The organism is Streptomyces sp. NPDC001513 (assembly GCF_042894695.1).
GTDB lineage: Bacteria > Actinomycetota > Actinomycetes > Streptomycetales > Streptomycetaceae > Streptomyces.
On the sequence record NZ_JBIAVU010000011.1, the window covers coordinates 28507 to 49886 of the forward strand.

General features: G+C 71.4%; 19 protein-coding genes and 1 pseudogene. 8 read left to right on the forward strand and 12 right to left on the reverse strand.

Features of this window, described 5'->3' with window-relative positions; translation table 11 throughout:
• The first annotated feature begins 20 nt into the window (after positions 1-20).
• From ACFYZ4_RS24390 to pknB, 3 genes are all read left to right on the forward strand, one after another.
• Positions 21-1445 carry an FtsW/RodA/SpoVE family cell cycle protein gene (locus ACFYZ4_RS24390; RefSeq protein ID WP_030707604.1) on the forward strand — a complete coding sequence of 475 codons (1425 nt, stop codon included), beginning with the start codon at positions 21-23 and terminating at the stop codon, positions 1443-1445.
• The gene (locus ACFYZ4_RS24395; protein WP_351297012.1) at positions 1442-2911 is read left to right on the forward strand and encodes a penicillin-binding transpeptidase domain-containing protein; all 1470 of its coding nucleotides are present in this window, start codon (positions 1442-1444) and stop codon (positions 2909-2911) included. Before ACFYZ4_RS24390 ends, ACFYZ4_RS24395 begins: the two co-directional genes overlap by 4 nt.
• Before the next feature lie 195 nt (positions 2912-3106).
• Positions 3107-5122, forward strand: coding sequence for a Stk1 family PASTA domain-containing Ser/Thr kinase (pknB, locus tag ACFYZ4_RS24400; protein ID WP_390784809.1), 2016 nt, complete (start codon positions 3107-3109; stop codon positions 5120-5122).
• Positions 5123-5342: 220 nt separating this feature from the next.
• On the opposite strand, the gene ACFYZ4_RS24405 is transcribed toward pknB, so the two are convergent.
• The 6 genes and pseudogenes from ACFYZ4_RS24405 to ACFYZ4_RS24430 form a co-directional block, all read right to left on the reverse strand.
• Complete coding sequence (locus tag ACFYZ4_RS24405) at positions 5343-6065, reverse strand: class E sortase (RefSeq protein WP_390784810.1); 723 nt, start codon at positions 6063-6065, stop codon at positions 5343-5345.
• A 14-nt stretch (positions 6066-6079) separates the two neighbouring features.
• A pseudogene (locus tag ACFYZ4_RS24410) lies at positions 6080-6757 on the reverse strand (class E sortase); the annotation flags it as partial.
• A gap of 143 nt (positions 6758-6900) precedes the next feature.
• A complete protein-coding gene (locus tag ACFYZ4_RS24415) occupies positions 6901-7539 on the reverse strand; it encodes an aminodeoxychorismate/anthranilate synthase component II (RefSeq protein WP_351297020.1) in 639 nt (212 codons plus the stop codon).
• Positions 7536-7712, reverse strand: a complete 177-nt coding sequence (locus ACFYZ4_RS24420) for a hypothetical protein (RefSeq protein ID WP_030011120.1) — start codon at positions 7710-7712, stop codon at positions 7536-7538. The genes ACFYZ4_RS24415 and ACFYZ4_RS24420 overlap by 4 nt, the downstream gene beginning before the upstream one ends.
• A gap of 89 nt (positions 7713-7801) precedes the next feature.
• Complete coding sequence (locus ACFYZ4_RS24425; protein ID WP_390784811.1) at positions 7802-8566, reverse strand: class E sortase; 765 nt, start codon at positions 8564-8566, stop codon at positions 7802-7804.
• Positions 8538-9311: a DUF881 domain-containing protein gene (locus ACFYZ4_RS24430; RefSeq protein ID WP_351297027.1), complete on the reverse strand. Its 774-nt coding sequence runs from the start codon at positions 9309-9311 to the stop codon at positions 8538-8540. The genes ACFYZ4_RS24425 and ACFYZ4_RS24430 overlap by 29 nt, the downstream gene beginning before the upstream one ends.
• A gap of 91 nt (positions 9312-9402) precedes the next feature.
• Here ACFYZ4_RS24430 and crgA point away from each other — a divergent pair, with 91 nt between their 5' ends.
• Positions 9403-9657, forward strand: coding sequence for a cell division protein CrgA (crgA, locus tag ACFYZ4_RS24435; protein ID WP_030383881.1), 255 nt, complete (start codon positions 9403-9405; stop codon positions 9655-9657).
• 115 nt (positions 9658-9772) lie between these two features.
• Here crgA and ACFYZ4_RS24440 read toward each other — a convergent pair whose 3' ends face one another.
• Both ACFYZ4_RS24440 and ACFYZ4_RS24445 read right to left on the reverse strand, forming a co-directional pair.
• On the reverse strand, positions 9773-10651 hold the full coding sequence (locus tag ACFYZ4_RS24440) for a rhomboid family intramembrane serine protease (protein WP_351297030.1): 879 nt from the start codon (positions 10649-10651) through the stop codon (positions 9773-9775).
• Positions 10652-10763: 112 nt separating this feature from the next.
• Positions 10764-11291 carry a peptidylprolyl isomerase gene (locus ACFYZ4_RS24445; RefSeq protein ID WP_351297041.1) on the reverse strand — a complete coding sequence of 176 codons (528 nt, stop codon included), beginning with the start codon at positions 11289-11291 and terminating at the stop codon, positions 10764-10766.
• A 174-nt stretch (positions 11292-11465) separates the two neighbouring features.
• Here ACFYZ4_RS24445 and ACFYZ4_RS24450 point away from each other — a divergent pair, with 174 nt between their 5' ends.
• A complete protein-coding gene (locus tag ACFYZ4_RS24450; RefSeq protein ID WP_390784812.1) occupies positions 11466-12158 on the forward strand; it encodes a DUF5324 family protein in 693 nt (230 codons plus the stop codon).
• 69 nt (positions 12159-12227) lie between these two features.
• Here the strand turns inward: ACFYZ4_RS24450 and ACFYZ4_RS24455 are convergent, their stop codons facing one another.
• Positions 12228-12785 carry a LysM domain-containing protein gene (locus ACFYZ4_RS24455; RefSeq protein ID WP_351293362.1) on the reverse strand — a complete coding sequence of 186 codons (558 nt, stop codon included), beginning with the start codon at positions 12783-12785 and terminating at the stop codon, positions 12228-12230.
• A gap of 215 nt (positions 12786-13000) precedes the next feature.
• On the opposite strand from ACFYZ4_RS24455, the gene ACFYZ4_RS24460 reads away from it, so the two are divergent.
• On the forward strand, positions 13001-13921 hold the full coding sequence (locus ACFYZ4_RS24460; protein ID WP_390784813.1) for a hypothetical protein: 921 nt from the start codon (positions 13001-13003) through the stop codon (positions 13919-13921).
• An 85-nt stretch (positions 13922-14006) separates the two neighbouring features.
• Positions 14007-14171, forward strand: a complete 165-nt coding sequence (locus tag ACFYZ4_RS24465) for a hypothetical protein (protein WP_351293356.1) — start codon at positions 14007-14009, stop codon at positions 14169-14171.
• Between the two features lie 75 nt (positions 14172-14246).
• On the opposite strand, the gene ACFYZ4_RS24470 is transcribed toward ACFYZ4_RS24465, so the two are convergent.
• Positions 14247-17324: a BTAD domain-containing putative transcriptional regulator gene (locus ACFYZ4_RS24470; RefSeq protein WP_390784814.1), complete on the reverse strand. Its 3078-nt coding sequence runs from the start codon at positions 17322-17324 to the stop codon at positions 14247-14249.
• A gap of 326 nt (positions 17325-17650) precedes the next feature.
• On the opposite strand from ACFYZ4_RS24470, the gene ACFYZ4_RS24475 reads away from it, so the two are divergent.
• The gene (locus ACFYZ4_RS24475; RefSeq protein ID WP_351588871.1) at positions 17651-19093 is read left to right on the forward strand and encodes an NB-ARC domain-containing protein; all 1443 of its coding nucleotides are present in this window, start codon (positions 17651-17653) and stop codon (positions 19091-19093) included.
• Positions 19094-19163: 70 nt separating this feature from the next.
• Here ACFYZ4_RS24475 and ACFYZ4_RS24480 read toward each other — a convergent pair whose 3' ends face one another.
• Together ACFYZ4_RS24480 and ACFYZ4_RS24485 are read right to left on the reverse strand one after the other, a co-directional pair.
• Positions 19164-20168 (reverse strand): MmcQ/YjbR family DNA-binding protein, encoded by a 1005-nt coding sequence (locus ACFYZ4_RS24480; protein ID WP_390784815.1) that lies wholly within the window; start codon positions 20166-20168, stop codon positions 19164-19166.
• 41 nt (positions 20169-20209) lie between these two features.
• Complete coding sequence (locus tag ACFYZ4_RS24485) at positions 20210-21355, reverse strand: FAD-dependent oxidoreductase (protein WP_351293344.1); 1146 nt, start codon at positions 21353-21355, stop codon at positions 20210-20212.
• Positions 21356-21380 lie beyond the last annotated feature (25 nt).

Below are 21380 nucleotides of genomic sequence, written 5' to 3' on the forward strand. Positions count from 1 at the left end.
CGCAGGGGGCCTGCCACACCATGAGCGTTGTCACCAACACGACCACCATCGGGGCCATCGAGCTGCCGAGCCGGCGGAACACCGAGCTCCTGCTGCTCGTCTTCGCCGTGGTCATCCCGATGTTCGCCTACGCCAACGTGGGTCTCGCGATCAACGGCAGCCTGCCGCCCGGCATGGTGCTCTACGGGCTCGGCCTCGGCTGCCTCGCCGGGATCGCGCACCTCGTGGTGCGCCGGTACGCCAAGTACGCCGACCCGCTGCTGCTGCCGCTGGCCACGCTCCTCAACGGGCTGGGCCTCGTCCTGATCTGGCGCCTGGACCAGTCCGAGCGGCTGCAGAACCTGGCGAAGCGGTCCTTCGGCACGTTCTCCCCGTCGGCTCCCCGCCAGATGATGTACACGGCGGTGGCCATCGCCCTGTTCGCCGCCGTGCTGCTGATCCTCAAGGACCACCGCGTCCTGCAGCGGTTCACGTACATCTCCATGGCCGGCGCCCTGGTCCTGCTGATCCTGCCGGTCATCCCGGGCCTCGGCGCCGACGTCTTCGGCGCCAAGATCTGGATCAGCGTCGGCGGCTTCTCCATCCAGCCCGGCGAGTTCGCGAAGATCGTCATCGCGATCTTCTTCGCCGGCTATCTCATGGTGAAGCGCGACGCGCTCGCGCTGGCCAGCCGCCGCTTCATGGGCCTCTACCTGCCGCGCGGCCGCGACCTCGGCCCGATCCTGATGATCTGGGCGATGAGCCTGCTCGTCCTCGTCTTCGAGAACGACCTCGGCACCTCGCTGCTCTTCTTCGGCATGTTCGTGATCATGCTGTACGTGGCCACCGAGCGCACCAGCTGGATCGTCATCGGCCTGCTGATGTCGGTCGGCGGCGCCACCGTCGTCGGGGCCACCGCCAGCCACGTCAAGGCCCGCGTCACCGCCTGGCTCGACCCCTTCGCCTGCTACTCCACCTCCGGCGCCTGCGAGCAGGTCGGCCAGTCGATCATGAGCTTCGGCTCGGGCGGGGTCCTCGGCACCGGATGGGGCCAGGGCAACTCCGACCTCATCGGCTTCGCCGCCAACTCGGACTTCATCTTCTCCACCGTCGGCGAAGAGCTCGGGCTCGCCGGTGTGATGGCCTTCCTCCTGATCTACGGCCTGATCATCGAGCGGGGCGTCCGCACCGCCCTCGCCGCCCGCGACCCCTTCGGCAAGCTCTTCGCCATCGGCCTCTCCGGCGCCTTCGCGCTCCAGATCTTCGTGGTCGCCGGCGGAGTCATGGGCCTCATCCCCCTCACCGGCATGACGATGCCCTTCCTCGCGTCCGGCGGTTCCTCCGTCCTGGCCAACTGGATCCTCATCGCCGTCCTCATCCGGATCAGCGACACCGCACGCCGCCCCGCACCGGCCCCCGCCCCGTCCCCCGACTCCGAGATGACCCAGGTGGTCCGCCCGTCATGAACAAGCCCCTGCGCCGCATCTCGCTGTTCTGCGGGCTGCTCGTCCTCGCCCTGCTGATCCGTACGAACTGGCTGCAGTACGTCCAGGCCGAGGAACTCAGCACGCGCAAGGAGAACCGCCGGGTCCAGATCGCCCAGTACGCGACGGAGCGCGGCAACATCATCGTGAGGGGCGGCGAGCCGATCACCGGCTCCGCGGAGACCGACGGCAGCGACTACAAGTTCAAGCGCACCTACAAGGACGGCGCACTGTGGTCGCCCGTCACCGGGTACGCCTCGCAGGCCTTCGGCTCCACCCAGCTCGAATCGCTCGAGGACGGCATCCTCACCGGCAACGACGACCGGCTGTTCTTCGACCGCACCATCGGCATGTTCACCGGGGAGAAGAAGCAGGGCGGCAACGTCGTCACCACGCTCAACCCCGACGCGCAGCGCGCCGCCTTCAAGGAGCTCGGCGAGAAGAAGGGCGCGGTCGCCGCCATCGACCCGCGCACCGGCGCCATCCTCGCCCTGGTCTCCACCCCCTCGTACGACCCCTCCAGCTTCGCGGGCAACTCCAAGGCCGACGAGAAGGCCTGGGTCGAGCTGAAGGACAGCGAGGACAAGAAGCTCGTCAACCGCGCCCTGCGCGAGACCTATCCGCCGGGCTCCACCTTCAAGGTGGTCACCGCGGCCGCGGCCCTGGAGCACGGCGTCGTCAAGAACATCGACGACCCGACGGACACCCCCGAGCCGTACATCCTGCCCGGCACCCAGACCAAGCTGCCCAACTCCCACACCGGTTGTGAGAAGGCCAGCCTCAACGAGGCCCTGCGCATCTCCTGCAACTCCGTCTTCGCGAACATGGGCGACAAGGTCACCCGCGACAAGATGGTGGAGACCGCGGAGAAGTTCGGCTTCAACAACGACAAGATCGACATTCCGGTCCGCGCCTTCGCCAGCATCTACGACAAGAAGATGGGCAAGGACGGCAACGCCCAGAGCGCCATCGGCCAGTTCAACACCGCGGCCACCCCGCTGCAGATGGCCATGGTCACCGCCGCGATCGCCAACGACGGCAAGCTGATGAAGCCGTACATGGTCGACATGCTCACGGCCCCCAACCTGGACGTCATCGAGAAGCACGAGCCGCAGGAGATGAGCCGGCCGCTCTCCCCCGCCAACGCGCAGAAGGTCCAGGAGATGATGGTCAACGTCGTCGAGAAGGGCACCGGCACCAACGCCAAGATCAAGGACGTGAAGGTCGGCGGCAAGACCGGTACGGCGCAGCACGGCGAGGGCAACAAGAAGCGCCCCTACGCCTGGTTCATCTCCTACGCCGAGGCAGCGGACGGCACCTCGCCCGTCGCCGTCGCCGTCGTCATCGAGGACAGCGAGGGCACCGCCCGCGACGACATCAGCGGTGGCGGTCTCGCCGCCCCCGTCGCCCAGGCGGTCATGAAGGCAGTGCTCAACAGCCAGAAGTGACCAAGCAATGACGGGCCGGAGCGGAGTGACGCACCTCACTGAAATCCGCCCGGATCCGAGCGTACGGTACCGGTCCAGTATCAGCCTGTGGCCACGAACCGATCACGGACGATCGGCCGGTAGCCTTTGCGCGAACAGCACACCGCCGGACCACACACAGGTGCGGTCGGGACTGACGGAGAGGGCTGCAACGTTATGGAAGAGCCGCGTCGCCTCGGCGGCCGGTACGAGCTGAGCCACGTGCTCGGCCGTGGTGGCATGGCCGAGGTCTACCTCGCCCACGACACCCGGCTCGGCCGTACCGTCGCCGTCAAGACCCTGCGTGCCGACCTCGCCCGTGACCCGTCCTTCCAGGCCCGGTTCCGGCGCGAGGCCCAGTCGGCCGCGTCGCTGAACCATCCCGCGATCGTCGCCGTCTACGACACCGGCGAGGACTACGTCGACAACATCTCCATCCCGTACATCGTGATGGAGTACGTCGACGGCTCCACCCTGCGCGAGCTGCTGCACTCGGGCCGCAAGCTGCTGCCCGAGCGCACCCTGGAGATGTGCATCGGCATCCTCCAGGCCCTGGAGTACTCGCACCGGGCCGGCATCGTGCACCGCGACATCAAGCCCGCGAACGTGATGCTGACGCGCACGGGCCAGGTCAAGGTCATGGACTTCGGCATCGCCCGCGCCATGGGCGACTCCGGCATGACCATGACGCAGACGGCCGCCGTCATCGGCACCGCCCAGTACCTCTCCCCGGAGCAGGCCAAGGGCGAGCAGGTCGACGCGCGCTCCGACCTCTACTCCGCGGGCTGCCTGCTCTACGAGCTGCTCAGCGTGCGGCCCCCGTTCGTCGGCGACTCCCCCGTGGCCGTCGCCTACCAGCACGTACGGGAAGAGCCGCAGCCTCCGTCGAACTTCGACCCCGAGATCACGCCCGAGATGGACGCCATCGTCCTCAAGGCCCTGGTCAAGGACCCCGATTACCGCTACCAGTCGGCCGACGAGATGCGCGCCGACATCGAGGCCTGCCTCGACGGGCAGCCCGTCGCCGCCACCGCCTCCATGGGCGCGGCCGGCTACGGCTACCCCGACCAGGGCCACGGATACGGGCAGCCCGGCTACGACCAGCCCACCACCGCGCTGCGCGCCACCGAAGGCGGCCAGACCGCGATGATGGCGCCGATGCCCCCGGGCGACGGCGGCTACGGCTACGGCGACCAGGGCCACGGCGGCTACGACCAGGGCCCGAACCGCCGCCAGCAGAAGAAGAGCAAGGCCTCCACGGTCCTGCTCGTGCTGGCCGGCGTCCTCGTCCTCGTCGGCGCGATCCTCATCGGCCGCTCCCTCTTCAGCGAGACGGCCGACAACCGGCCCGCCGTGCCCAAGCTCATCGGCCAGACCTTCGAACAGGCGCAGCGGAGCGGCACCAACGTCGGCCTGAGTGTGGTCAAGGGCGGCGACGCGCCATGCGACGACCAGCCCAAGGGCAACGTCTGCAAGCAGGACCCGGCGGACGGCACCAAGGTCAAGGACGGTTCCACGGTCACGGTGACCGTCTCCTCGGGCGCGCCCAAGGTGCAGGTCCCCAACGTGCTGCGGCTCACGTACGAGGAGGCCGAGAAGACCCTGAAGGACCGGGGCTTCCAGGTCGAGCGCAAGACCGAGGAGTCCGACCAGACCCCCGGGATCGTGCTGGAGCAGGACCCGAAGGGCGGCGAGGCGGAGAAGAACTCCGTCATCAAGCTGACGGTCTCCAAGGAGCTGGCCAAGGCCGTGGTCCCCGACCTCAAGGGCAAGACCAGGGACGACGCGGAGAAGGCGCTCAAGGACGTCAAGCTCAAGCTCGGCAGCGTGACGGAGAACGAGCAGCCCGGAGCCGCTCCGGGAACGGTCGTCTTCCAGCAGTTCGCGGCGGGGCAGCAGCTCGAGGTGGGCAAGACGGTGAACATCACCATCGTCAAGGCCTCGACGGCGGCCGTGGTGCCGAACTTCACCGGCCGGACGCTGGGCCAGTACAAGGACGATCTCCAGCGCGCCAATCTGAGGGTCGGCATCGTCGGCGGTCCGTCGGACGACACCGCGCTCGTGGTGGGCACCAACCCGCCGCCCGGCACCCCGCTCACCTCGGGCCAGCCCGTCAACATCGCCACCACCCAGGGCCAGCAGGACGGCGGCGGCATCATCTCCGGCCTGACCGGCGGCAACGGCCGCAGGTAGCGCGGAAGCCCGGTACGAAGGGTCCGGCCCTCCTCCCCCGTCGAAGGGGAGGAGGGCCGGACCTTTTTCGTACCCGCCGCGCGGACCGCCGCCCGGACCCGCCTTCCGTACCCGCCGCTGCGCGGCCGCCTGCGCCCCGCCCGGGGCCGTGCGGGTCCCGGGTGACCCCGGAGGCCCCGTGGGGCTCAGGAGGCGCCACAGGAGCCCGCAGGAGCCTTCCTCAGCGCAGCTCCGCCGGCAGCGTCCGCTTCGCGTCGACCTTCTCCGTGCGGACCAGCTCGCCCCACACGATGTACCGGTACTTCGAGGTGTAGACCGGCGTGCAGGTGGTGAGGGTGATGTACCGGCCCGGGGCGGTCTTCCCCGACTCCTTCGGGACCGGGTTGATCACGTCGGTGTTGTACTTCGACGTCTGGCGCAGCTCCGCGAAGACCTTGTAGACGTACCAGGTGTCCCGGGTCTCGAAGACGATCGCGTCGCCGTTGCGCACCTTGTCGATGTTGTGGAACTTCGCCCCGTGCCCGTCGCGGTGCGCGGCGAGCGAGAAGTTCCCGTTCTCGTCCCACGGCAGCGCCGACTTCACCGGCTCCGTGTAGTACCCGGCCACGCCGTCGTCGAGGATGTCCGGCGCCGTTCCCGGCTTGACGAGCACCTCGCCGTTCTTCATCGCCGGTACGTGCAGGAAGCCGACGCCGTCCCCGGTGTCCAGCGCCCCGGGCTCCGCGGGCCCGTCCGGTGTCTGCCACTGCTGGCGGACCTCGTCGCCCTTCGCGGAGGCCTGCCGGTCCGCGAGCACGTTCGTCCACCACAGCGAGTAGGCCACGAACAGGCCCAGCACCAGGCCGACCGTGATCAGGACCTCGCCCAGCAGGCTCAGGAACCCGGCGAGCACACTGCGGTTGCCGGCGGGCGGGGCCGCGGCGCGGCGGCGGGCTCGAGACACTGCTTGTTTCGTCCTTAACTGGTCAGCGCGGGCGGCGGGCCCTGGCTGCGGGGCCGTTCCTCGGTCATCCTGCCCCATACGATCATCCGGTAGGTGCTGGTGAACTCGGGGGTGCAGGTGGTCAGCGTGATGTACCGGCCCTCGGATGTGAATCCCGATCCCTCCGGCACGGGCTTGATCACCGCCACGTTCGTCGGCGGGGTCTGCGCGAGCGACGAGGTCATCTCGTACGTGTAGTACGCGTCCCGGGTCTCGACCACGACGGGATCCCCGGGCACCAGCCGGTTGATGTAGCGGAAGGGCTCGCCGTGGGTGTTGCGGTGGCCGGCCAACGCGAAGTTGCCCTGCTCGTCCGAGGGCATCGCCGTCTTCAGCGCGCCCTCGCCGTAGTGCCCGACCATGCCCCGGTCCAGCACCTTGGGCTTGCTGATGCCCTCCGCCACCGGGACCTTCACGTCGAGCTTCGGGATGTGGAGGATGGCGAAGCCCTGGCCGGGCTCGAAGGCCGTCACCGGCGGCGCCGCGGCCCCGTCACCGCCGGGCGGGTGCTCCCAGGTCTGGCGCAGCGAGCCGGCGGCCCCGTTCGCCGCCCGCTCCGCCACGACGTTCGTGTACCAGAGCTGATAGGCGACGAACAGCAGCATCACCAGCCCCACCGTGATGAACAGCTCTCCGCCCAGCCGGCTCGCGATGACCACCGGGCCGCCCGAAGCCGGCCGCCTGCGCCGCCGTCCGCCCCGCCTCCGGGTGTGTCTGGCGGCCCGTTTCGCGGCCTCCTGAGCTGCCCTGCGTCGCGCGGCCCGGCCCTCCGTGGGCGCGGACGGCGCGACCGTCGTCACGCGACGGCCTTGCCCACCACCGGGGCCAGCCCCACCGAGCGCTCCACGGCACCCGCGTCACCGCAGCGCACCAGCCAGTTCGCGAGCATCCGGTGACCCCACTCGGTCAGCACGGACTCGGGGTGGAACTGCACGCCCTCGACGTCGTGCTCACGGTGGCGCAGGCCCATGATGATCCCGTCCTCGGTGCGCGCCGTGACCTCCAGCGCGTCGGGCAGGGTGCCGGGCTCGGCGGCGAGGGAGTGGTAGCGGGTCGCGGTGAACGGCGAGGGCAGTCCCTCGAAGACGCCCAGCCCCTCGTGGATCACGGGTGAGGTCTTGCCGTGCAGCAGCTCGGGCGCCCGGCCCACGACACCGCCGTAGGCGACCGCCATCGACTGCATGCCGAGGCACACGCCGAAGACGGGAACGGCCGTCTTCGCGCAGTGCCGGACCATGTCGATGCAGACGCCCGCCTCCTCGGGCGTGCCCGGCCCGGGGGACAGCAGGACTCCGTCGAAACCGTCCTGCGCGTGGGCGAGCTCGACCTCGTCGTTGCGCAGCACCTCGCATTCGGCGCCGAGCTGGTAGAGGTACTGGACCAGGTTGAAGACAAAGCTGTCGTAGTTGTCGACAACCAGAATGCGCGCGCTCACGGAGTGGCTCCCGATCCCTCGTCCACCGTCACATCGTTGAACGGCAGGAGCGGCTCGGCCCAGGGGAAGACGTACTGGAACAGCACGAAGACCACCGCGAGGACCAGTACGAGTGAGATCAGCGCGCGGACCCACGCGTTGCCCGGCAGGTGCCGCCAGATCCAGCCGTACATGCCGCCTGTTTCCTTTTCGTCCACATTCGTTCAACGCACCGCGGGGGCGGTACGCGAACAGACTAAAGGCAGCGGCCCGACGGGGTGGGTCACCCGGACAAACCCTCCGGCCGGCCCTGCCCCACGGCGCGGGTGCCGGTCAGCTCCGCCCAGACGACCAGCCGGTGACTGTGGCCCCACTCCGGATCGCAGGTCGTCAGGGTCAGGTAGCGGCCGGGCGTGGTGAACGGCGACCTCTCCGGGACCGGGGCGACCACCCCGACCTGGGTCGGCAGCGTGCGCAGGGGCCCGCCCCGCACGGTGTACGTGTACCAGGTGCTCTCGTCCTTGAGGATCACCTCGTCCCCCGTGCGCAGCTCCGGGAAGTCCTTGAAGGGATCGCCGTAGGTGCGCCGGTGCCCGGCCACCGAGAAGTTCCCGGTGGCGCCGAGGCGGGCGGTGCCGGCGTAGTGGCCGAGGCCCCTCTTCAGCAGCTCGGTGTCCGTGCCCTCCAGGACGGGCTTGACCCAGTCCGGGCCGAAGCGCGGGACGTACATCTCGGCGAAGGCCCGGCCGGCGGGGTAGGGGGGCGGTTCGGCGGGCTCGGCCGGTTTGGCGGGGTCCGCCGCCGTCTCGGACGGTGCGGGCTGCGGCGCGGCCGCCGGGGCCGCCGCCGCCCAGCGATCGCGCAGCCCGGCCCTCTCCCCGTCCATGGCCCGGTCGGCCTTCACCCCGGTCCACAGGAGGACGTACGCGACGAAGAGCACGATCAGCGTGCCCGCCGTCAGGCACACCTCGCTGAACGTCCGTACCACCAGGCGCAGTACGACGTCGGAACGGACCCGCTCACGGGGTGGGCGCCACCGGCTTCGCATAGTGGAGGTCCACTGTGCCGGAGTAGCCGGGCAGTGTCAGCGCCTTGTGCTCGTCCACTTTCCAGCCGAGCCCGTACGCGTTCACGTACAGCTGGTAGTTCTGCAGGGCCGGCGAGGCGGCCAGGGCCTTCTTCAGCGCGCTCGGGTCGCCGACCGCCGAGATCTTGTACGGGGGCGAGTAGACGCGGCCCTGGAGGATCAGGGTGTTGCCCACGCAGCGCACCGCGCTGGTGGAGATGAGCCGCTGGTCCATGACCTGGATGCCCTGGGCGCCACCCTGCCAGAGGGCGTTCACCACGGCCTGCAGGTCCTGCTGGTGGATCACCAGGTCGTTGGGCTGCGGCTCGGGCACGTTGGGGATGCGGGCGGTGGCGTTCGGCGGGGCGTCGTTGAGGGTGACCGTCAGCCCCTTGCCGGACAGCTCCTCGGTGCCCGAGGCCGCGCGCAGGGCGGCCAGCTTCGCGTCCTCGGCCTTGGTGCTGCCGTCGTCGCGGTCCGCGAGGGCGTCCACCCGCCGGCGGGCCACGCCGGTGCTCTGCTCCAGCTCCGCGTTGTCCTGGCTGCGCTCCTTGATGAGGTCCGACAGCTTGAGGAGCGACGCGTCCGTCCGGATGTTCGTACCCTTGGAGGTGTTGAAACTGGTGACGAAGAGAAGCCCGGCCAGGGCGAAGACGGCGGCCGTCAGCAGCCGGACCGGCCTGGCCCGGCGACGGGGACCCACGGAGGAGTCGTCGGAATTGCTCAACGTACCCTTCTCCTTCAACGCCACAGGTCCACTACGCTAACGGACGCCCGGGGCAGGCAAGGTCCCCAGCGCATCGACAGGAGAGCCCCTCGTGCCGAAGTCACGTATCCGCAAGAAGGACGACTACACGCCGCCGCCCACGCGGCAGCCGCAGAGCATCCGGCTGACGAACCGCAGCTGGGTCGCCCCGGTCATGCTGGCGTTCTTCCTGATCGGACTCGCGTGGATCGTCGTCTTCTACGTGACCGAGACCCAGCTGCCGATCGAGGCACTGGGCAATTGGAACATCGTGGTCGGTTTCGGCTTCATCGCCGCAGGATTCGGCGTGTCCACGCAGTGGAAGTAGCACCTCTCGACCGCTGACGGAAGCTCTCCCCATGAGTTATCCACAGCGTCATCCACACCTGAGGAAAAGACAGAAGATCTGTGGATAACTCTGTGGAGAGTTGACGCCGGTGTGATCAGGTGAGTTCCGCCGTGCGGGCCACGATCACCGCCGCGACCAGCAGGAACGCCACCGCGCAGGTGCCCCACTGAACGAGTGCGCGCATCCTGCCCGTGGTGGGCATGAGCATGCCCACGCCCACCAGCGCACCGGTGACCAGGCCGCCCACATGGGCCTGCCAGGACACGCTGAGCGCACCGCCGAGCGGTACGAAGGTCAACACCAGCATCAGCACGACCATGACGATCACCGGCCGCATCTCGTACCGCAGCCGCTTCGCCAGCACGACGGTGGCGCCGAGCAGGCCGAAGACGGCGCCCGAAGCGCCGAGGGTCTGCACGTACGGCTCGCTCAGCAGATAGACGAGCGCGCTGCCGCCCAGGCCCGAGAGCAGGAAGACCGCGAGATATCGGACCCGGCCCAGTGCCGCCTCCAGCGGGCCGCCGATCACCCACAGGGCGATCATGTTGCCGATGATGTGCCACCACTGAACGTGCAGGAACACCGACGTCAGCAGCCGGTAGTACTCGCCCGACGCGACGCCGTGGATCGGGCCGCCGGGGTACTCCCGGTACTGGCCTCCGATCAGCTCCAGCCGGAGCACGAGCGCCGGGTCGAAGAGCACCACCAGGAACAGCAGCACGTTGATCCCGATGAGGATCTTGGTGACGAGGTGGGGGTCGGAGGCGACCACCCCGCCCGCGATGGTGCGCGGCGCGTTCGCGGCCGGCCGGTGCCCGGTGCCGGAACCCTCGCGGACGCACTCGGGGCACTGGAAGCCGACCGATGCGCTGATCATGCAATCGGGGCAGATGGGGCGCTCGCACCGGGTGCAGCTGATCCCCGTGTCGCGGTCCGGGTGGCGGTAGCAGCCCGGCAGACGGTCGGTGTCCATCGGTTCCCTCGATCAGCGGCGAGGCAGGGGCGCGCCCCGCCGGTCCGGTATGCCCCATCACTTCATACGCATGCAGGACGGACGGGCGGGGCGGAAAGGTTCCCGGGGGCCGTCAGCGCTTCTCGACGACCACGGACTGGATGATCACGTCGTCCAGGGGGCGCTCGGTGCGCGGGTTCGTGGCGCTGCCGGCGATGGCGTCGACGACCTTCTGGCTGGCCGGGTCGCCGACCTCGCCGAAGATGGTGTGCTTGCGCGTCAGCCAGGCGGTGGGCGCCACGGTGATGAAGAACTGCGAGCCGTTGGTGCCCGGGCCCGCGTTGGCCATGGCGAGCAGGTACGGCTTGGTGAAGGCCAGGTCGGGGTGGAACTCGTCGGCGAACTGGTAGCCGGGGCCGCCGGTGCCGTTGCCGAGCGGGTCGCCGCCCTGGATCATGAAGCCGCTGATGACGCGGTGGAAGACGGTGCCGTCGTACAGCGGGTCCGTGGTCTTCTGACCGTCGGTGGGACGGGTCCACTCCCGGGCGCCGGTGGCGAGCTCCACGAAGTTCCGGACGGTCTTCGGGGCGAAGTTCTCCAGCAGCTCGATCTCGATGTCGCCGTGGGTCGTCTTCAGGGTGGCGTAGAGCTTCTCGGCCACGGATCTGCCTTCCATAGTCATCACTGTCGGTCCAGATGGTCGCACGGAGCGCTCCGCAGCACTGAAATCGTCCACCCGTATGCCCTGTCACGCATGCCTGTCGGCGATAGGAGAGGCATGATCCGACAAAGGGTGGAAAGGTGAACTGTGTCCGCCACCGAGGAGGAGGATCCCGTGACCCGCAAGGACAGCGTGCGCCTGGCAGCCGAGAGCGCCAGGGAGAGTTTCCTGCACGCGGCGGAAGTGGTGGCACCGTACGCGGAATCCGCCAGGGACGCCGCGGTGCACTACGCCCAAGAAGCCAACGAACTGCTCGCGCCCAAGATGTCGTACGCGGCCGACGCGGCCGCCCGGCAGGCGCGTACGACCTACGACAGCCATCTGCATCCCCGGCTCAAGGCGGCGCGCGCGCACGTGCCGCCGAACGTGGACCGGGCGGCGACGAAGGCGGTGCACCAGACCCGCGTCGCGGCGCGACAGGCCGCCGACTACACCCAGCCGCGGCTCGAGAGCGCGATCGCGGCCGCCACGCCGGTGGCCGAGGAGGCCGCCTCGCGGTCGGCGGCGGCGTTCGCGGCGCTGCGCGGCCAGGTGACCGCCAAGGAAGTGCAGAAGCTGGTGCGGCGCCATGAGCGGCGGGCGCGCTGCAAGGGCCTGCTCAAGGGTGCCGTCGTGGTCGGCCTGGTGGCCGGCGCCGCCTTCGCCGCGTGGAAGTGGTGGGACCAGCAGTCGAACCCGGACTGGCTCGTCGAGCCGCCGGCCGCCACGGAGCTGTCGACGCAGGACGCCGCTCCGGCGAGCTTCGACGACGAGCTCGCGGCCAAGGAACACGAGTCCGGTTCGGCTGCGGACGACCAGCAGCGCTGAACGCTCGGCCACGCGGAAGGGGCCCGGATCCGATCGGATCCGGGCCCCTTCGGCATGCGCCCGCGGGACTCAGCCGGGGAGGGTGAGGACCATGCCCGGGCGGATCAGGTCGGGGTTGGCGCCGACGACGCCCTTGTTCATGGCGTAGAGCTCGCGCCAGCGGGCCTCGTTGCCCAGCTCGCGGCGGGCGATCGCGGGGAGCGAGTCGCCGGTCCGGACCGTGTACGTGCGCTTCTTCGCGGCCGCCCCCGGCTTGGGCATCGGGGCCGCGGGCACGGCCTTGTGCGCGGCCGACGTGGGGGAGGGGGTGTGCGCGGCGCCCGCCGGCGCGGCGGGCGGGGGACCGGGCTTCGGCATCGCGGCGGGCCTGGGAGGGGCCGGCACGGCCTTGTGCGCGGCGGACGTGGGGCTCGGGGTCGCGGGGGCGGGAGGCCTGGGCTTGGGCTTGGGCGGTGCGGCGGCCGCCATCCGCTCGGCGGTGGCCCTGGTGGCCGCGGCGGCGTCGGCGGCCGAGCTCGCGGGAGGTGTCGCCCGCGCGGCCGGCTGCTGCTCCACCTGCCCCTTCGCCTTCTCGGCGGCCTCGTGTTCCTTCTGCTTTTCGGACTTCAGGAAGTCGAAGAGTCCCATGTCTGTACGCCTCCGGCGTGTGGTGCCCCCTGGGCTCGGTGCCTTCCCCCACTGTCGGACACGGTACGCCGGGCGGCCCTGTGACGGGGCCATCCGGGGGACCTGCGGCGATACGGCGGCGCCAGGGCGGCGACAAGGCGGCGATACGGCGGCCGGCGGCCGGGAACACGGCGGGAACCGACCGGGAACGCCCGGCGCCAGCATCGTGGGACACGATGGAGGAGAATTCTGTGATCATCAACCAGTCCGCGGAACAGGTCGTGCTCGTCAGGCCCGGACCAGGGCTCGTAAGCGCCGCTGTCGTGGCGGGCCTGGACGTCTGGGTGGTGACGGACACCGGCCCGTGTCCGCACCGGGCACGGCTTCCCGCAGAGCTGCCCCCGCAGCGACTCCTCCGGGTGGACTTCGACGACACGGCCGCACTGCGCGCCCTGTTGACGGACACGGTCGTCGAGCACGGCATCGGGCACGTCCTGTACCTCGCGAGCGATCTCGAGAAGGGTCTCGGCAGCGGCGCGGCGGCCGCCGCCGGGCAGGTGCTGCAGGAACTCTCCTTGTGCCGGGAGACCCCCTCGGGGCGGCTGCCCGACGTGGTGACGATCCGGCGCATCCTCAACGAGAGCCGGACCTCGGCCGTACGCGCCGAGGAGGCGAGGTCCGTCGCCGAGGCGCGCTCGCTGGCGGAGGACTTCCCGCTGCCGGTGGTGATCAAGTCGGCCGACAAGGCTGGCTGTTGGTGGACCGTGCCGGTGCACGACCGGCCCGCTCTCGACCGGTGGGCCGAACAGGCCGTCACCTCCCGGCATTCGGCCCCCTATCTCGTCGAAGAGCTCTTGACGGGAGCCAAGTTCCGGGTGGAGACCCTGACGGTCGACGGAATGCACCTCGTCGCCGACATCACCCCCGAGGGGAACGCCGTACCGCTGCACGAGACGGAGCAGGCCGGGATCCGCGCGACGGTACGGGCCCTGCTGGATCTGGCCGGCTACGAATCGGGCACCACGCGGACGGACGTGCTGGTCAGCGCGCGGGGATCGCGGATCGCGGCGGCCACCGAGCCGGACCGGGAACAGGCCGGTAACGGCCGTTCCCGCGCGGCGGCCGCGAACGGGATCGAGAGGGGAACGGACCGGTAAGGGCCTCGGCCAGTCTGTGTCTTGTCGAGAGCGGCCACCGCACCACACGGGAGCCGCGCCGGTACACAACCTGGGGGTTCAACACATGCGCAGCAAGCTGGCCGGACTGATCGGGATCTTCGCGGCGACCCTCGTGATCGGCGTCGGTGTGACGGTCCAGTCCGCGGACACCGGTCAGCCCTCCGGGTACGAGGTCCTCGCCGACGACAAGGGGCCGGGCGCCCCCTCCCCGGGCCCCACCACCCGCTGAACAGGCCGCTTCCCCGCGCACCACGCGGATGTGCCCCGCACCGGATTCCGGTGCGGGGCACATCCGTGTGCGGGCTCAGTACGTCCGGCGGTGCTCCGGCAGCCCCATGAACTCGAATAACCCCTCGGCGGCCGCCCGGTGTCCGGCCGCCGCCTGCGACTCGCCGAGCGCCTCCGCCGCACGGGCGAGGCCCACCAGCGCGGACGCCTCCTCGGCCCGGAAGCTCATCGGGGCCGCGATCTTGTGGGCGTGGGCGTGCAGGCCCTGCGCCTCCTCGTACTCCCCCCACGTCATGTGGAGCCGCCCGATGACGTTCTCGACCTTGGCGAGCCGGATCGGGGCGCCGCTCGTACGGCCGAGGAGCAGGGCCCGCTCGGCGAACGAACGGGCCTGCGTGCCGTCCCCCCGCTCCTGCGCCACCTGGGCGGACACCGCGAGCACCAGGGCCACGTCACCCGGCGACCTCGTCTCGTCGCACAGGTCGCGGGCGCGCTTGAGGGTCTCGTGCGCGTCCGTGTAGTCGCCGAGGCCCACCTGGGCGAAGGCCAGATCGGCCAGGGCCACGATCTCGTTGCTGCGGTAGCCGAGGTCGCGGCCGATCCCGATCGCCCGGCGGGCGGCCTGGGCCGCTTCCGGGTAGCGGCCCCACCGCTCGTACAGCGTGCTGAGGGTGGTCAGGTTCTCGGCCTCCGCGCGCGGATTGCCCAGCTCCCTGGACATGCCGAGAGAGCGCTCCAGAAGGGGCAGCGCCTCCCCGTACCTCCCGAGCATCGACAGCAGCAGCCCGATGGTCGATTCGCTGTGCGCCTCGGTGTGCCGGTCCCCGGCGCGTACCGCGGTGTCGCGCGCTTCCCTGGCCACCTCCAGCCCTTCCTCGAAGCGGCCGAGCTTCCAGCAGGCCGCGCCCAGATTGGCCAGGCTGATCCCGAGGAGCGCCGGGTCGTCGACCCGGCGGGCGGCGGCGACCGCGAGGTGCCCGACGCTCCAGAACTCGTCGAGCTGACCGCGCGCGTGCAGGTGGAAGCCGACGTTGCGGCTCAGGCAGGCGGCGTACCGGTCGTGGCCGGACCGCTCGGCGAGGGACACGGCCGCCAGCAGCCCGGCCTGCTCCCGGTCGAACCAGCTCACCGCCTGTTCGGCCAGCGTGAACGCCGGCCGTTCGCCCTGGTAGGGCGGGATGCCGGTGGGCCGGCGCTCGCGGCCCGGGAACAGCACCTCGCACGCCGCGTTGGAGGTCGTCAGGTAGTAGCCGAGCAGCCGCTCGACGGCCGCCGCGTCGTCCTCCGCCGTCGCCGGTCCCCGCAGGCTCTGCGCGAAGCTGCGCACCAGGTCGTGGAAGGTGTAGAGACCGATGTCGGGCTGCTGCACGAGGTGGACGTCGAGCAGGAACTCCAGCGCGTCCTCGGCGTCCCGGACGGCCGTGCCCAGCAGGGCCGCCGCCGAGTACACGTCGGTTCCCGCACACGGGTACAGGCTCAGGATGCGGAACGCCGTGCGGTACTCCTCGTCCATCGCCAGGTACGACAGGCGCAGGGTCGCCGCGACGCTGCGCTCGCCCGAACTCAGCTCGTCCATCCGGCGTTTCTCGTCGCGCAGCCGCTCGACCAGGTAACGCACCGTCCAGCGCGGCCTGTTGCGCAGCCGGGCGGTCGCGATCCGCAGGGCCAGCGGCAGGTGGCCGCACAGCTCGGCCAGTTCGGCGGAGGCCTCCGGCTCGGCGGCCACCCGGGTGGTGCCGAGCGTCTCGGTCATCAGGCTGGTGCTGTCCTCGGGCTCCATCATCCCGATCGACACCCACTCGACGCCGTCGAGGTCCAGCAGCCGGCCCCGGCTGGTGATCAGGACCAGACAGCCGGGCGAGGCCGGCAGCAGCGGCCGGATCTGCGCGGCGTCGACGGCGTTGTCGAACAGCAGGAGCATCCGCCGGCCGTCCAGCTTCGAGCGCCACAGGGCCGTGCGGCCCTCCAGGTCCTCGGGGATCCGGTCGCCCGGCGTACCGACGGTCCGCAGCAGGCTGTCGAGGGCGCTGGCCGGTGACACCGGCAGGCCGCCCGGGGTGAATCCGTGCAGGTCGATGTGGAGCTGCCCGTCGGGATAGCCCCCGGCCAGACGGTGTGCGGCGCGTACGGCCAGGGTGGTCTTGCCCATGCCGCCCATGCCGTCGATGGCCACGATCCGGGAGTACCGCTCGGCGCCCCGGCCCTCGTCCTGCACGTAGTCGAAGAGCTCGGCCAGCTCCTTGGCGCGGCCGGTGAAGTCGGGCAGGTCGTACGGCAGGGTGCACGGGGCGTCCGCCGGTACGGCCGTCCCCGCCTGCGCCCCCGGCTCCCCGGCGGCGGGCGCCGGCGCCCCGGCCGCCGCGGGCTCGGCAGCCGTCCCCACGGGACCGGCCGGCTCGGGCGCCGGCGGTACGGGGGCCGGCTGCTCGGCCGGTTCCGGACGCACGGCCGCGGCCGGTACGGGCGCCACGGCCACGGGTACGGGCTGCGGGCGCTCGGGCGCGGCCAGCTCGGGGCTGTCCCGCAGGATCGCCTCGTACAGCCGGGCCAGCCGCGGTCCCGGATCGATCCCGAGCTCGTCGACGAGGAGCTCGCGGACCTCCCCGTACTCCTTGAGCGCCTCGGCCTGCCGGCCCGAGCGGTACAGGGCGAGCATCAGCTGGCCGCGCAGCGTCTCCCGCAGCGGATGCTGGGTGATCAGCGCGCGTAGCGCGGAGATGAGCTCGCCGCTCTCGCCCAGGGCCAGGCACAGCTCGAAGCGCTGCTCGGCCGCGGCCAGCCGGCGCTCTTCCAGCGCGGTCGCCGCGGCCTCGATCACCGGCCCGCCCGCGCCGGACAGCACCGAGCCCCGCCACAGCGCGAGGGCGGCCCGCAGGGTCTCGGCGGCCTCGGACTGCCGGCCTTCCCGTACGGCCTGGCCCGCCGCCCTGGTCAGTGCGTCGAACTCCAGGAGGTCAACCTGGTCGTCCGTCACCACCACGCGGTATCCGGGCCCGTCGGTCGCGATGACCTCGTTGCCGGCCGGTATGCGCCGCCGCAGATCGGCGACTGCCTTGCGGACCTGGTGCGCCGCGGTCACCGGCGGGTCCTTCTCCCAGGTGGCCTCGACCAGCCGGGCAACGGGCACCACCCGCCCGGCCTCCAGAAGGAGCATGCACAGGACCCGTTCCTGAATCGCTCCCCCCAGTCTCAGCCGTACTTCTCCGTCCCACCCCTCAAGTGATCCGAGCACATGGAAACGCGGTCTTCCCCCCACGGGAACCGCGCTTCGTCTCTCCCCGGATTCCGCATCCGCCCCCGGCATCGGCTATCCACCCCCCAAGAACACGACCCCTGGCCAGGTCATGTCACCCGGATCATAGGGGTTCCCCCTAGCAGGCGGTAAGCATCCGGTAGCAGATCAGGAAGGGCGACACAGACAGTTCATGGGCAGGCCGGAGGAGCTGGCAGCACACAGAACGAGTGCCAAAGGAGCAAGGTGTGGGAAGACTGGAGCGACCACTGGCCCCCGATGCCGGACCAGTCACCGCGTTCGCCCGGGAGTTGCGCAGGCTGCGGACCGCGGCCGGCAGTCCCGGTTACCGCGACATGGCCACACGGGCCATGTTCTCCGCCTCGGTGCTCTCCGACGCGGCCGCCGGCTACCGCCTCCCGACCCTTCAGGTGGCCCTCGCCTTCGCGGAAGCCTGCGGCGGGGACCGCGCCACCTGGGAGCGCCGCTGGCACGAGGCGGCGCGCGCCGACGGTGACGAGGGCGCGGCCCGCCCGGCGGCCAAGGCCGTGCAGCAGCACCAGGAGAACGAGTTGCGCGCCGCCGACGTGCGCGCCGTCCTGCCGCCGCCCGCCCAGCTGCCGATGGAGCCTCATCCCCTGGTGGGACGGGCCGAACTGCTCCAGCGGGCCCGCGCCCTGACGGCCCCCTGCTACGGCGAACAGCGCCCGCCGGGGCCGCTGCTGATCAGTGGTCAGGTCGGTGCGGGCAAGTCGGCCTTCGCCCTGCGGCTCGCCCACGAACTGGCGCCCGGCCTGCCGGACGGACAGCTCTACGCGAACCTGGACCCGGCCGCCGACGGACGCAAGGACGCGGCGGGAATCGCGGGCGGTTTCCTGGAGGCGCTCGGCATCCCCGCCGACCGCATCCCGAACGATCCCGGGCAGCGCATCGGCCTGTACCGGTCGCTGCTCCACCGGCGCCGGCTGCTCGTGGTGCTGGACGGTGTGCAGCACGAGCGGCAGGTACGGGAACTGCTCACCGCGGCGCCCGAAAGCCGCATCCTCGTCACCAGCCGCTCAAGGCTCCTGGGCCTCGACGGAATTGGCCGAATAAGGCTGCCCTCACTGGACCGCGACGAGTCCATGGAGCTGCTCGCCGGACTGATCGGCGGGGACCGGGTCGGCACCGAGCCGCGCGCCTGCCTGCGGCTCGCCGACGCGTGCGGGGACCTGCCGCTCGCGCTGAACCTGGCGGGCCGGCGGATCGCGGCGCGGCCCGAGTGGATGCTGCAGGACTCCGTGTCCGAGCTGCTCGGCGACGGACGGCGGGAACCCGGCCGTTTCCTGGGCCGGCTCCAGGTCGGGGACGACAGCCTGGGCAGCCGACTGGACAGCGCCTACCGGCTGCTGACCCCGTGGGCCCGCCTGATGCTGCGCCAGTTCGCCGGCTCCGAGAACCCGCCCTCCGTGGACAACGTGGTGTACGAGTCCACGGACGCGCTCGCCGTCCTGGTCGAGCGCTCCGCCCAGCCGGTGGAAGACCTCCTCGAACGCCTCCTCGACGCGGGCCTGGTCGAGCACTCCGATCTGCCGGGGCAGTACGGGCTGACGCCGATGGCCAGGGCGTTCGCGCTGGCCCAGCCCGACCCGACGGAGGAGGAGCAGGTGCCCGTGGCCCGCTCCGAGGCGCTCGCCCGGATCTCCCGCTAGCACCGCCCGGCCCCTTGGTGCGCAGGCGCCCCGCAGCTCCGGCTGCGGGGCGCCGTCGTACGTCGCCCCCTCAGGCGTCTCGGGCGTCGGAGCGCTGCCGGGCCGCCGCGTGGGTGATCGTGAGGTAGAGGTGTTCGTCGAGGATCTTGGCGAGGGAGATCCCGGGGCGGCCGAGGTCGGCGCACAGGATCCGCTCGTCCGCGCCGCCGCCCTCCGCGAGCGCCGCGCGTGCCCAGGCCCGGCCGGTCTCCAGGTGGCGGGCGAAGGCGGCCCCGTCCCGTACGCCGTAGAGCCGGTCGGCGATGGCCGCGTCCCACGGCATGACCGAGTCGGGGCGCAGGGCGTACAGCGCCTTGGCCGCCGCGGTCGGGCCGAGGCTGCGGCGGCCGATCGGCAGCGCGGCCAGTTCCTCGTAGGCCCGTGCGAAGCGGGAGATGTCGCGGGGGGTGAGCCGGGACAGCGGTGCGTCCGGCAGGGGGTGGCGTCCCCACCAGGCGGCGAGCCCCGCGCCGAACAGGTCGGGCTCCCCCTCCCGCGGGTAGCGGATCCGGCAGCCCCAGGAGTTCAGCCAGCGGTGCAGGGCGGTGCGGTGGGCGGCGGTGGAGAGGTCGAGACCGGGCGCGGTCTCCTCGCGCAGCGCCAGCCAGCTCCGGTCCACCCCGGCGAAGCCGTTGAACACCTCGGCCGAGGCGTGCAGTTCGGCCAGGGTGGGCGCGGGCGGGAGCGGCGGTGCGGCCGGGGCCGGGTACGCGCGCGCCACCTTGGCCGGCACCACCATCCGCCAGGCCTCGGTGACCAGTTCCGTCAGCTCCTCCGGGTCCAGGGCCGCCATCCTGGCCTCGACCCAGTTGAAGCGCAGGTCGGACTCACGGGGCATGAGGAACTTCGCCGGTTCGGCGGCGACGAGCGCCGCCCGCTCCTCCTTGGGGAAGGCGAAGCCCAGCTCGGTCTCGTCCCGGGAGAGGGCGAGATAGACGATCTTCCCGATCCGGAACTTCACCCGGTCCCGGATCAGGTGCTCCTCCGTCCTCGGCAGGCCGAGCGCGAGCCTGCGCACGTCGTCCGTCGTGACCACCGTTTCCTCCTTCGCCTTCGGCTTCACCCTCGGCCGCCCGCTCACCGGCCCGCGAGCTGCGGGGCGAGCGCGTCGAGCGGCGGCCCGTCGAGCGCGCCGAGCCCGATCGGTGACGGGATCCGGCCGGTCAGCCGGTCCGCCAGCGACCGCGCGATGAGCGGCGCGAACTTGAAGGATGTGCCACCGCAGGCCGCGTACGCGTACGCGTCGCCGCCGAGGGCGACCACCAGCGGCCCGCCGGTCTCGGAGAAGGAGGAGTAGTAGGCGTCCTTGGCGGCGGTGACCCAGGCCGGGCCGAAGCCGGGCAGCAGGTCCCCGAACTCCTTCTCCAGCCTGCGCTGCCAGTACGGGTCGGTGGCGTGGTCGGTGAGTTCGTCCACCACCCGGCAGGCGGTGGCCGAGGTCAGCTTGAGGGCCGTGCCCGCCACCGGCGGGATCAGCCAGGCTCCCCCCTTGGTTCCGAGGGCGGGGATGGCCGGGGTGGACGCCCAGGCCCGGGCCTGGTGCCGGGGCACCCGGCAGTAGAGGAGGGACTGGCGGAACAGCGTCAGCCGTTCGGCGATGCTCTCCGGCATCAGCCCGCGGGACCAGGGGCCCACCGCGACCAGGACCGCGTCGCCGTGCAGCACCCGTCCGTCCACCAGCCGTACGGTGCCGCTCTCGCCGTCGACGGCGGTCACGGCCCGGTGCTCGATGAGCTCGATGCCGGACTGCCACTTCAGCCAGCCGACGCAAGCGGCCAGGACCCGTTCGGCGAGCAGGACCCCCGCCTCGTCCTCGAGTACCGCGCCGAGACCGCCGTCCACGTGCAGGTGCGGATAGCGGTCGGACAGGCCGGCCGCGGTCAGTTCCCTGACGCTGCCTCCGGCGTTGCCGAGCATCGCCGCCGCTTCCGCCGCCGCCGCGGGCGGCAGCACGGTGAGGGCGCCGACCTGCTCGTAGAAGCGGGTCAGGAAGAGGTCTTCCAGTTCGACCCAGCGGTGGTGCGCGCGCAGCGCGGCCGCCGTGGCCTGCGGATCCGCGGGGTGCAGGGCCCGCAGGATCCGGTGCTGGTCGAAAGAGGTGGCTCTGCTGTGCGGGATGGGGCCTTGGTCCACGACCGTGACCTTGTGTCCGTCGAGCACGCATTCGACTGCCGTGAGCAGGGCGATCACACCGCCGCCCACTACCGTCACCCTCGCCGACATCACACACCTCCTTTCCGTGTTCCGG